This is a genomic window from Rhizobium sp. BK008 (assembly GCF_014197345.1).
In the GTDB taxonomy this organism is placed as follows: Bacteria; Pseudomonadota; Alphaproteobacteria; order Rhizobiales; family Rhizobiaceae; genus Rhizobium; species Rhizobium anhuiense.
The window spans coordinates 170733-182617 of the sequence record NZ_JACIFK010000006.1 but is presented as its reverse complement, the minus strand read 5'-3'; the positions used below and the strand labels follow the sequence as shown (position 1 = coordinate 182617).

The window sequence follows — 11885 nt, the reverse complement described above, 5'->3', positions numbered from 1 at the left end:
TGAGAACGTGTCTATGGTTCGGTCCCAGCGCCGAGGAGGGCGCAAGCGGCAGGTCGGGAGCCCGCCGCATCAGCCGGTGCAAAAGCTGTGCCGGCGCAAAAAGGGAGGAACTCGATGCCCAATGAAATTCTGTCGCGTGGTGTCACACGCCGCGCCGTGCTTGGTGGCATGGCTGGCGTCGCAGCGCTGTCCATCGCCGGCCGCGCTTTCGCCGCAGGCGGCGAAGCGCCGGCACTTGCGCAGCTCGTCAAAGACGGAAAACTGCCGCCGCTTGCCGAGCGCCTGCCGAAAAAGCCGATGGTGGTGACGCCGTACGAGAAAGTCGGCACCTATGGCGGCTCGCTGCGGCGCGGCCTTCGCGGTTCATCGGACCATAACGGCATCCTGCGCATGGTCGGCAACCAGAGCCTTGTGCGCTGGAACCTCGATTTTACCGCCGTGCAGCCGAACCTTGCCGAACGCTGGGAAGTTAGCGACGACGCAAAGCAATTCACCTTCCATCTGATCGAAGGTGTTCGCTGGTCCGACGGCCACCCCTTCACGGCCGACGACGTCGTTTTTGCGATCGAAGACTGCGTCAAGAACACCGAGCTCTACAGCTCGACACCGGCGCAGCTTGCGGTCGCCGGCAAGCCGGTCACGGTCGAGAAGATCGACGATTATACGGTGAAGTTCACCTTTGCGGCGGCCAACGCGCTTTATCTCGAAAACCTCGCCACGCCGCTCGGTCAGCATCCGACATTGTTCCCGAAGCATTACTGCAGCCAGTTCCTGCCGAAATACAATCCCAATATCGAGGCCGATGCGAAGAAGGCCGGCGTCACCAGCTGGACGGAGCTGTTCCGCAGCCGTTGCGGCGATATCGAGATCCCGTCGCGGTGGGGCAATGTCGACAAGCCGACGCTCGATCCGTGGGTGGTCAAGGAGCCCTATGCCGGGGGTGCCACGCGCGTCGTCATGACCCGCAATCCCTATTTCTGGCAGGTCGATACCGAGGGCAACCAGCTTCCCTACATCGATGAAATCAACTTCGGCATCTCGCAGGACGTCGAATCGCTGATGCTGAACGTCATCTCCGGAAAGATCGATATCCAGGAACGCCATATCAGCGTTCTGGCCAACAAGCCGACGCTGTCCCAGAACATGGAGAAAGGCGATTATCGTCTGCTGACGCTGGTGCCTTCGGCCTCGCAACAGTGCCAGATCTACTTCAACATCACCCACAAAGATCCTGCCATGCGCAAGATGTTTGCGGATAAGGCGTTCCGGCAAGCGCTGTCGATCGGCATCAATCGCCCAGAACTCATCGACATCGTCTATTTCGGACAGAGCGAACCCTACCAGGCAGGACCGCGTCCGACCCATCCCTGGTATAACGAGAAATACGCGCGCCAGTTCACCGAATATGATGTCGACAAGGCGAGCGCGATGCTCGATGAAGCCGGCTACAAGAAGGGCAGCGACGGTTTCCGGCTGCGGCCCGACGGCCAGAAAGTGTTCTTCTCGATCGACGTCATTCCGACGCTCTATCCCGACCTCGTCGATGCCCTGGAATTGGTCAAGACGCATTGGGCTCAGATCGGTATAGACATGAAGGTCAACACGATCGAGCGGGCGCTCTATTACACTCGCGGCGACGACAACGCCCATGATGCGGCGGTGTGGCCGGGTCCTGGCGGTCTCGATCCGATGCTCGATCCGCGCGATTTCTTCGCCTTCCATCCTCAAGGATCGCGTTACGCCATTCCGTGGACGCTTTGGTACACCTCCAACGGTGCCCGCGGCGAAGAGCCCCCGGAAAGCCAGAAGAAGCGCATGAAGCTCTTCGACGAAGCGCGTTCGACGGCCGATCTCGACAAGCGCGGCGCGATCATGAAGCAGATCTTCGATATCGCTGCGGAGGAGTTCGAGACAGTCGGCCTATGCCTTGCCGTCGGCGGCTTCGGCATCATCCGCAACAATCTGCGCAATGTTCCCGAGAAGGAGCCGGATAGCTGGTCCTGGCCCAATCCAGGGCCTGCGATGCCGCAGCAATTCACCTTTACGAGCTGATTTCGAACTTGGCGCCGTGCCCAACGGTACGGCGCTTTCTTTCAGTTCGCCCTCCGAGATGCCTTGCCGGCTGACGGCCGACAGGGCCCGGAGGGCGGCGTTCAATGCAAGAGGCGCCTCATGCTGATCTTTATCGCCAAACGCTTCCTATGGATGATTCCATCGCTGTTTGCCGTCAGCTTCCTCGCTTTCGTGTTGATCCAGCTGCCGCCGGGCGACTATGTCACGACCTATATTGCGACGCTGGCCGCCTCCAACGAGATCGTCGATCAGAACACGGCGGCACAATTGCGCGAGCGCTTCGGCCTCGGCGATCCGATGCTCGTCCAATATTTCAAATGGATCTGGGGCATCCTCTCGCGCGGCGATTTCGGCATTTCCTTCGAGTGGCAGCAACCGGTCTCCGACCTGATCTGGGAGCGCATGGCGCTGACCCTCGTCCTGGCTCTGTCGACATTGATCGCCACCTGGGCGATCGCCCTGCCGATCGGCGTTTTCTCCGCCGTGCGCAAATATTCCATCGGCGACTATTTCTTCACCGCCTTCACCTTCTTCGGCCTGGCCGTTCCGTCTTTCCTGCTGGCGCTGGTGCTGATGTATATCGCGGCGGTCGAATTCGGCCAGGATGTCGGCGGGTTGTTTTCGGCGGAATACGAGAACGCGTCCTGGAGCTTCGCCAAGATGGTCGACCTGTTTTCGCATCTCTGGCTTCCCGTCATCATCCTGGCCGTCTCTTCGACGGCAAGCCTCATTCGCGTGATGCGCGCGAATATGCTCGACGAACTGCCGAAGCCTTATGTGACCACGGCACGGGCAAAGGGGCTCTCGGAGTTCCGGCTGCTGATGAAATATCCTCTGATGATCGCGCTCAATCCCTTCATCTCGACGATTGCCTGGCTGCTGCCCAACCTCATTTCCGGCTCCGTCGTCGTCGCCATCGTCCTCAATCTGCCGACGGCAGCACCCCTGCTGCTGCAGGCGCTGATGGCCCAGGACATGTATCTCGCCGGCGCCTTCGTTCTGCTGATCTGCGCGCTGACGCTGATAGGCTCTCTGATCAGCGACATCCTGCTTGCGCTGGTCGATCCCCGCATCCGGTTGGAATAGGAGCCTCACGTGGCCGACATCACCGTTACAAATATTCAGCCGGATCGCGCTGCCGTCGCATCGCAGTGGCAGCTCATCTGGTGGGCTTTCCGCCGGCACCGGCTCGCCATGGTCGCGCTCGTCGTCACCGTGATGATGTATATCGTCGCCCTTGTTCCCGGTTTCTTCGCCATCAACGATCCGAACCTGCAAAATGCGCGGGCGACTTTTCACCCGCCGCAGAAATTGCATCTGATCGATACTGCGAACGGTTTCTCCTTCGGCCCGCATTATTACCCGATGAAGCTGACTCGCGATCCGGAAACGCTGGCCGCTATCTTCAAGGAAGACACGACGAAGCGTGTCGACGTCCAGTTTTTCGGGCGCGGCTATGAATATTCCGTGTTCGGCCTGTTCAACACCAACATCCATCTGATCGCCTCGCCCGACAAGACGACGCCGCTGCTTCTCTTCGGTGCCGACAGGCTGGGGCGCGATGTCTTCAGCCGAACGGTACAGGGCTCGCAGATATCGTTGTCGATCGGCCTCGTTGGCGTATTCTTCTCACTGATTCTCGGCATCGTGCTCGGCGGCATCTCGGGATACTACGGCGGCCACATCGATTTCTTCCTGCAGCGGGTGATCGATTTCGTGCTGTCGCTGCCGACGATCCCGATCTGGCTGGCCATGGCCGCGGCCCTGCCGCAGGATTGGCCGGCGACGCTGCAATATATGATGATCACGATCATCCTGTCGCTGACCGGCTGGGCGCAGCTTGCCCGCGTCGTTCGCGGCCGCTTCCTGTCCCTGCGCACCGAAGAATTCGTCGCCGCCGCCAGGCTCGACGGCGTTCGCGAAAGACGCATCATCTTTCGCCACATGCTGCCGAGCTTCGCCAGCCACATCATTGCCTCGATCACGCTTGCGGTGCCGGCGATGATCCTTGCCGAAACCTCACTCTCCTTCCTGGGGCTTGGGCTGCAGCCGCCGACCATCTCCTGGGGCGTGCTGTTGCGCGAGGCCCAGAACATTCGCTCGATCGCCACGGCACCGTGGCTCTTCATGCCGGGCTGCGCCGTCGTCGTTGCCGTGATGGCGCTCAACCTTCTCGGCGATGGCCTGCGCGATGCAGCCGATCCCTACAACAAATGAGGCCGGCATGACCGATATCGTTCCCATTGCCGGCAAGCCGCTGCTGCAGGTGAAAAATCTGACCGTCGAATTCCCGCTGCGCACCGGCGTCTTTCGCGCCGTCAGCGATCTGTCCTTCACGATCGAGCCGGGCAAGACGCTCTGTGTCGTCGGCGAAAGCGGATCGGGAAAGTCGGTGACGGCGCGTTCGATCCTGCAGATCGTCGATGCGCCCGGCCGTATCTCCGGCGGATCGATCATCTTGAACGAACAGAACGGCGGCTCGATCGATCTGACCAGTCTCAATCCGCGTGGGCGCCAGATCCGGGCGATCCGCGGCCGCGACATCGCCATGATTTTCCAGGAGCCGATGTCGTCACTGTCGCCGATCCACACGGTCGGCAACCAGATCGTCGAGGCGCTTCGCCTTCACACCAGGATGAGCAAGGCAGAGGCGCGCGCCGAGGCCATATCGCTGCTCAAGCAGGTCGAGATTCCCTCGCCGGAAAAGGCGCTCGACCGATATGCCTTCCAATATTCCGGCGGCATGCGCCAGCGCGCGATGATAGCCATGGCGCTCGCCTGCAAACCGCAGCTCCTGATCGCCGACGAACCGACCACGGCCCTCGACGTGACGACACAGGCCGAAATTCTCGATCTGATCGCCCGGCTGCAGAAGGCCAAGGGCATGGCCGTTCTGTTCATCACCCATGACATGGGCGTCGTCGCGCAGATCGCCGACGATGTGCTCGTCATGCACAATGGCGTCGCCAAGGAATATGCGCCGGTCGAGCAAATCTTTCATGCACCGAAAGACGACTATACCCGCATGCTGATCGGCTCGGTGCTGAAGCTGGAAGCGAAGGCCGAAATTCGGCTGGAGCGCGCCCCGCTCGACACGACGGCGCCACCGATCCTCGAACTCCGCAATGTATCGATGGATTTCGGTGAAGTGAAAGCGCTGGACGATGTTTCCATTTCGCTTCTGCCGGGCGAGACGCTTGGGATCGTCGGCGAAAGCGGATCCGGGAAGACGACGATGGGCCGCTCGATCATGCGGCTGATTGATCCCACAGCAGGCGAAATCCTCTATCGCCGCGCCGACGGCGACATCATCGATCTGGCAACGGCAAAGGGTCAGACGCTCGCCGCCGCACGGCGGGAATTGCGGATGGTGTTTCAAGATCCTTTCGGCTCCCTCAACCCACGCATGACCGTCTCCCAGATCATCGGCGAGCCGCTGCTCGTCAATGGCGTGGCAAAGGGGCGGGCGCTGGACGAGCGCGTTTGCCACCTCATGGAGCAGGTCGGCCTAGACCCGAGGGCGCGCGAACGCTACCCGCACGCATTCTCCGGCGGCCAGCGCCAGCGCATCGGCATTGCCCGCGCCATCACACTCAATCCGCGTGTCATCGTTGCCGATGAGGCGACCTCGGCGCTCGACGTCTCCGTGCGCTCGCAGGTGCTCGATCTCCTGATGCGCCTGCAGGACGAACTCGGCCTCGCCTATATCTTCATCAGTCATGACATCGGCGTCATCCGCTACATGTGCGACCGTGTCGGCGTCATGTACAAAGGCCAACTCGTCGAAATCGGCGATGCGGAGAAAGTCTGCCGCACGCCCGAGCACGCCTATACGCAGGCGCTCATATCAGCCATCCCGCGCCCCGATCCGCGCGACCGCGATCATTCGCGGCGTTTCCGCTACGTCGCGCCGGAGATTCTGAAGAATGGGAGTTCTCTGCGATGAAAATCACCGGGATCCGCACGTTTCTCATGCATGCCGGTCAGCCCGATCCCTCCAAATGGGCCTCGGACGAGCGCTCCGAAGATGGTGCGTCCAGACAGCTCGCCGGCACCCGGAACTGGCTCTTTCTGAAGATCGATACCGACGAGGGCATCACCGGTATTGGTGAATGCTCCGGCTGGCCGCGCGTCATCGAGACGGCGATCCATGATCTTGCACCCCTCCTTATCGGCGAGGATCCGGCCCATATCGAACGGCTGTGGCAGAAGATGCATATCGCCATGATGGGTCACGGCATGCTCGGGACGGTCGGCGGCGGTGCGATGACCGGCATCGACATGGCGCTCTGGGACATCAAGGGCAAGGCGCTCGGCGTGCCAGTCTGGATGCTGCTCGGCGGCAAGGTGCGTGACCGGATCCCGATCTATTCACATGCGAATACGCCCGAGCGCGCGCTTGCCATCAAGGAGCGCGGCATCAAGGCGATCAAATGCGGCGGGGTTGCCGATCCCGTTCGCAAGGTTGCAGCTCTCCGCGACGCCGTCGGCGACGACATGGACATCGCCATCGATCTGCATGGGCCGCCATGGCTGACGCCAGCCGATGCCTGCCGGCTGGTGCGGGCGCTCGAACCTTACGAGCTGATGTGGGTCGAAGATCCGATCGCACCCGACAATATCGACGGCTACCGGCGCATCCGCGACGCAGCCCATGTGCCGCTCGCGGCTGGCGAGCGCTCGGCGACTATCTTCGGCGAGCGCGAGCTCATCGAGAAGGAACTGGTCGACGTGATCCAGCCGGATACCGGCCGGGCCGGCGGCATCACCCAGATGAAGAAGATCGCCGCCATGGCCGAGGCGCATCATATCCAGATGGCGCCGCATTCGGGCTCGCTCGGGCCGGTGGCGGAATATGCCGCCTTGCATCTGCTTGCGGCGATCCCGAACGCCCTCATTCTCGAGCGCCTTGACGACGACTGGGACGGCCGCCGCCAGACGATCGTGCCGCACCCCGTTCAGGTCGACGGCCTGATTGCGGTCCCCGACGGGCCGGGGCTCGGCTGCGATATCGACGAAGCATTCGTCGCTCGTTTTCCGAGCGGCGGCAATGTCTCCGTTCCCGTGCCGGAAGCTGCCGGCTCCTATAATCCCGGAACCTACAAAGAGCATCTCTACGTGCAGACGCGCGTCGCACGCCGCAGCTATTTCAATCGCTAGAAGGACAGAAAGATGAAGATCGACCGCATGCGGGTTTTTATGACCCGCGACAAGGACCGTCCCCGCGTGATCGTCGCGCTCGACACCGATGACGGGCTGACGGGTTGGGGTGAATGCTACAATCACGGCCCCGATAAGGCGCTGCCGCCGCTCCTGGATTATCTCTACGCATTTCTCTCCGGCCAGGACCCCACACGCGTCGATTATCTCGTCAATCTGTTGATCCAGCAAAGCCGGTTCCCGCCGGGCGCGCTTGGCCTTGCCGCGATCTCTGCGCTCGATCACTGCCTGTGGGATCTTGCGGCCAAGGCAGCAAATGTCCCAGTCTACAAGCTGCTGGGCGGCGAGGTGCGCGACCGCATCAAGGTCTATGCCGGCGTCTACACCGCACCGGACGCGCCGGCCGCCCGCGACGAATTCGATCGTCTGAAGGAAGAATGGGGTTTCACCGCCTTTAAGCTCAGCCCCTGGCGTATCGACATGCACGCCCATCGCTGGGGCAATGTGGTGAAAGCCTCGGCGGATTATTTCCGCTCGCTGCGCGAGACGGTCAACGACGAATACGAGATCGCCTTCGATGCCCATGCCAAGATTTTCGAGCCGGTCGCCGCAAGGCAACTCGGCAACGCGCTGGCCCCCTACGATCCTTTGTTTTTCGAGGAACCGCTGCGCCCTGAGAATATCGAGGCGTGGGGCGATCTGAAACAGGGGCTCAACTGCGTGCTTGCCACCGGCGAGTCGCTCTACAACAGAAACGAGTTCCTGCGGCTGCTGCAGGTCAAGGGCGCCGATCTCATCCAGCCCGATATCTGCGTCGTCGGCGGCATCAGTGAAATGCGCCGCATTGCCACACTCGCCGAAGCCTATTTCGTCGGGGTGGCGCCGCACAACCCGATGGGGCCGCTTGCGACGGCGGTCAACGTTCATTTTTCGGCCGCGGCGCAGAATTTCCGCATCCTCGAATACCGGCTGCCGAAGGGGCAGGCCTATGTCTATGGCGGCCTCGATATCGAGAAACGGCAGGGGGAAACCCGCTATGTCGTCGATCCCTATCTGCCGAAGGACGGCTATCTGGAATTGCGTCCCGACCGGCCGGGCTGGGGCGTCGAAATGGACGAGAAGGCGATGGAAGAGGAAGGCTACATCCACTGGCAGCGGCGCGTGCCGAAGCGACCGGACGGCTCCTACGCCTTCGCCTGAGGCATTGTGCGCTTTAAAAACCGGAGCTGGCCGCCCGGATGGACGTGGCCAGCTCCCGCAGTACAGGATACGCAATCGCTCATTCCAAGCGCCCTCTAGGCATCTCTAGGCAGCACTGAGCGAACCCTTGCGATGAAGACGTGGAAGTCCCGCATGAAAGTGCGAAGGAAATCGGCGGTGCTGTCTTTCGTGACCTCGCCGTCGTCGGTGATCAGCCCTGGTGTGAACTGGATGTAGGCTTCCGGGGCATTCATCTGCGGAGAGTTGCAGAAACTGAGCACACTGCGCAAATTCTGCTGGGCGACGGCTGTGCCGATCGCGCCCGGCGACGTGCCGATCACTGCTGACGGCTTGCGTGTGAACGAGTTGGTGCCGTAGGGGCGGCTCGCCCAGTCGATTGCGTTTTTCAGCCCGCCGGGTATGGATCGATTGTATTCCGGCGTGACGAACAGCACGGCGTCGACGGCCGCGATTGCCGCCTTGAATGCCTTGCCAGCCGGAGGGTAGTCGGCGTCATAGTCGTAGCTGTAGAGCGGCAGATCCTTGAAGGATATCTCCGACATTTCGAGTTCCGGCGGGGCCAACCGCACCAACGCCGTGGCGAGTTTGCGGTTGATCGAGCCCTTGGCGAGGCTGCCGATGAGATAGCCTACTTTATGCGTGGTCATGGCGTTCTCCCTCTTGTCCTTTGATCGCAAGTAACTAATCGCCGAGGAACGTGACCGTCTCGTCGAGCGGCGCGCGGCCCGTACGGGCGTAACTTACCGTGGGGTCCTCGTACCCGATCGACATGCCGCAGAAGAGGATGAGCCCGTCCGGGGGTGACAGGACCTCCGCGACCGTCTCGCGAACCTGCGACCACGCCATCTGCGGGCAACTGTGCAGACCTTCGGCGCGGAGCAGCAGCATGACGGTCTGCAGATACATGCCGACGTCGGCCCATTGGGGTAGGCCCAGGTCGCGATCGATGTAGCAGAACAGGGCGGCGGGCGCGCCGAAACAGTTCCAGTTGGCGATTGCTGCCCGCTGGCGCGCTTCCCAGTCCTCGCGTGCAATGCCGAGCGCGCTGTAGCGCTCCTTGCCGAAGGCGGATCGGCGCTCCCCGTAGGGGGACTTCAGTGCGGGCGGGTACATCTCGTACTGCCGTTTGTCCCAGGCGTCGCCATGGGCCACACGCTCGACGGCGGACGTCTTCAGCTCAGCCAGCGGCGCGCCGGTCATCACGTAGGTGTTCCACGGCTGGATGTTCGATCCTGACGGCGACCAAGCCGCGGCGGACAGCACCCGCTCCAGAACCCCCCTGTCCACAGGCGCGTCTTTGAACCCGCGCACCGACCGTCGGCTTTTGACTGCCTCATATACGTCCATGATCACCTCCGTCTGACCCAAACCCAGCATCGATGAGCATGGTCGGGCTGCCGTTCCGTTCCTGATGCGGTTCATTATCTCCATTCGCAATGGAGGCGTAATCACACCGTGGTCTAGGAGGGGTACATCAAACGTACATCGGGGATCGATGCGTTCGAGGGGCATGTAGGCGAAGCATGACAGGACTCCCGCGCCACGGCATCCCGGCCTTGGAATTGCGGCCCCTGAACGGCGGCTTGGCGCTTGCGCTCAAGCCGCAGTCGTCTTTTTCGAAACTGCGTTCTTCGCCGTGATGCCGCAGCTCGATGCGGCGGCGCCGATCCTGAGTTGCCGACAGGATCATCCTCAGCAGAATTGGACACCAATCATGAGCCGCAAGAGCAACGCTTCGTCATCAGGTGCCTACGGCTCGGACACGTTCTACCGGGGAGCGATGGTAGGATCCGAAAATGTCGGCGAGCGTATCGAGCATCGCCTTGGCCGCGCCGGATTGAAGTGAATAATAGATCGTCTGTGCAGCCCTTCGCGTCTGCACGAGTTCCTGTTCTCGAAGAATGGCCAAATGCTGGGACGTCGAAGATTGGCTCAACCCCACCTCGTCGGCCAGGACGCTCACCGACATTTCTCCCTCGGCCAGCAGATGCAGCATATGAAGCCGTTTGGCATTCCCCATGGCCGACAGGAAGTTTGCTTCGTTGTCGAAGGCGGTGGTTTCAGGGGAAGGCGCGGTTGACGAGTGATTGTTCAAAGCGAGATCTCCTTTAGGAACCAAAGCGGGGCACCAGGTCATATCCCCGAGCTTTAATTTAGGAATAACGCATGGGTGCGCGGCCGAAACCCCATTGCCGGCGCAAGATGGTCTTTTTCGGCGCAGATCGGATACGGCGCGCATCAAATGGACAGCGGCGGTATGTAATCTTCGAGGCCGGCATCCCGAGTTTTTGGAGGCGTGCTGCTAAAGCTGGAGCAATTCCAGCAAAACTGTGCAGCAGTGTTGCGTCTGGAATTGCGCTAGCGCGCGCCTGCCTGGCGCATTTGTGCGGGCAGAGTTTCCCAGGCCCGGATCAATTCGCCGATGGAGGCAGCCTCCATCTTGTGCATGACATTGCTGCGATGCAGCTTGACCGTTACTTCGCTGATGCCGAGATCGAAGGCGATCTGCTTGTTGAGGCGGCCGCGCGCCACTTCATGCAGAACCTCGCGCTCGCGCTGCGTCAGGGTCTCCAGGCGCTTGATATTGCGCTCGGCGATCGCGGCTTCCGCTCGCCGCTCGGCATCCGTCGCAATGGCAGCCGTAATGGCGTCGAGCAGCGTCTGGTCCCGCACGGGTTTGGTGAGAAAATCGACAGCGCCGGCCTTCATCGCCTGAACGGTCATCGGGATGTCGCCATGGCCGGTCACGAAGATGATCGGCTTGGCAATGCCGTTTTCGGCCAGATGACGCTGCAGGTGGAGGCCGCTTGCTCCAGGCATGCGCACATCGAGGATCAGGCAACCGGGGCTATCCAATATATCGGCGTCAAGCAATTCGCGGGTCGAGGCAAAACTGGTCGACCGGAAACCCGCCGACAGGATGAGCTCCGACAGCGCCTCACGAACGGACGCGTCGTCATCGACGATGATGACGAGTGGCTCTGTCTCTTCACATCTGCCCTGCAACGATAACGGCGCCGATCTCCGCAGCAACGGCTGGTCAACTCGCATGTCACCCTCCATCTGTCGATTTATGCAAAGCGTTGGCTATGGCTGCCAGCAGCGCCTGGGCATCAAAGGGCTTGCGGAAAAATCCGCCCACGCCTTGAGCGCGGCCCTGATCTGCTATCTCGTGGCGGCCCGTGATCAGGAATACCGGCAGCTCCGGACGCGACTTCCGCACCAAATCGCGAAGTTCGAAGCCGTCGATGCCAGGCATTCCGATATCGGTGATGAGCAGGTCGAGGTCCGACAGCCCGTTGATGAGCAACGAGCCCGCCGACGAAAAGCTGCGGGCCACATAACCCGCGGATTCCAGAAGGTCGCCCATCGATTCAAGCAGCCTTGGATCGTCATCGACAATTGCCACGACGTGTCTTGTCTTGTTCATG

At 61.4% G+C, this 11885-nt stretch carries 11 protein-coding genes; 6 read left to right on the top strand and 5 right to left on the bottom strand.

The window, feature by feature from the left end; translation table 11 throughout:
• Window positions 1-114: 114 nt before the first annotated feature.
• The 6 genes from FHT69_RS23105 to FHT69_RS23080 all read left to right on the top strand — a co-directional run bounded on the left by FHT69_RS23105 (window position 115) and on the right by FHT69_RS23080 (window position 8433).
• Window positions 115-2052: an ABC transporter substrate-binding protein gene (locus FHT69_RS23105; RefSeq protein WP_063473731.1), complete on the top strand. Its 1938-nt coding sequence runs from the start codon at window positions 115-117 to the stop codon at window positions 2050-2052.
• 120 nt (window positions 2053-2172) lie between these two features.
• Window positions 2173-3159, top strand: a complete 987-nt coding sequence (locus tag FHT69_RS23100) for an ABC transporter permease (protein ID WP_063473730.1) — start codon at window positions 2173-2175, stop codon at window positions 3157-3159.
• A gap of 9 nt (window positions 3160-3168) precedes the next feature.
• Window positions 3169-4290 (top strand): ABC transporter permease, encoded by a 1122-nt coding sequence (locus tag FHT69_RS23095; RefSeq protein WP_063473729.1) that lies wholly within the window; start codon window positions 3169-3171, stop codon window positions 4288-4290.
• A 7-nt stretch (window positions 4291-4297) separates the two neighbouring features.
• Complete coding sequence (locus FHT69_RS23090) at window positions 4298-6019, top strand: ABC transporter ATP-binding protein (protein ID WP_063473728.1); 1722 nt, start codon at window positions 4298-4300, stop codon at window positions 6017-6019.
• Window positions 6016-7233 carry a mandelate racemase/muconate lactonizing enzyme family protein gene (locus FHT69_RS23085; protein ID WP_183906018.1) on the top strand — a complete coding sequence of 406 codons (1218 nt, stop codon included), beginning with the start codon at window positions 6016-6018 and terminating at the stop codon, window positions 7231-7233. The genes FHT69_RS23090 and FHT69_RS23085 overlap by 4 nt, the downstream gene beginning before the upstream one ends.
• A gap of 12 nt (window positions 7234-7245) precedes the next feature.
• Window positions 7246-8433 (top strand): galactarate dehydratase, encoded by a 1188-nt coding sequence (locus FHT69_RS23080; RefSeq protein ID WP_047619090.1) that lies wholly within the window; start codon window positions 7246-7248, stop codon window positions 8431-8433.
• A gap of 95 nt (window positions 8434-8528) precedes the next feature.
• Here FHT69_RS23080 and FHT69_RS23075 read toward each other — a convergent pair whose 3' ends face one another.
• The 5 genes from FHT69_RS23075 to FHT69_RS23055 all read right to left on the bottom strand — a co-directional run bounded on the left by FHT69_RS23075 (window position 8529) and on the right by FHT69_RS23055 (window position 11884).
• The gene (locus FHT69_RS23075) at window positions 8529-9101 is read right to left on the bottom strand and encodes an NADPH-dependent FMN reductase (RefSeq protein ID WP_047619086.1); all 573 of its coding nucleotides are present in this window, start codon (window positions 9099-9101) and stop codon (window positions 8529-8531) included.
• A gap of 34 nt (window positions 9102-9135) precedes the next feature.
• Entirely contained in the window at window positions 9136-9801 is a 666-nt protein-coding gene (locus FHT69_RS23070; protein ID WP_183906017.1) for a nitroreductase, read from the bottom strand.
• A gap of 394 nt (window positions 9802-10195) precedes the next feature.
• Window positions 10196-10549 carry an ArsR/SmtB family transcription factor gene (locus FHT69_RS23065; RefSeq protein ID WP_047619082.1) on the bottom strand — a complete coding sequence of 118 codons (354 nt, stop codon included), beginning with the start codon at window positions 10547-10549 and terminating at the stop codon, window positions 10196-10198.
• Between the two features lie 263 nt (window positions 10550-10812).
• Window positions 10813-11505, bottom strand: a complete 693-nt coding sequence (locus tag FHT69_RS23060) for a response regulator transcription factor (protein WP_063473726.1) — start codon at window positions 11503-11505, stop codon at window positions 10813-10815.
• Window position 11506: 1 nt separating this feature from the next.
• On the bottom strand, window positions 11507-11884 hold the full coding sequence (locus FHT69_RS23055; RefSeq protein WP_047619077.1) for a response regulator: 378 nt from the start codon (window positions 11882-11884) through the stop codon (window positions 11507-11509).
• Window position 11885: the final 1 nt, after the last annotated feature.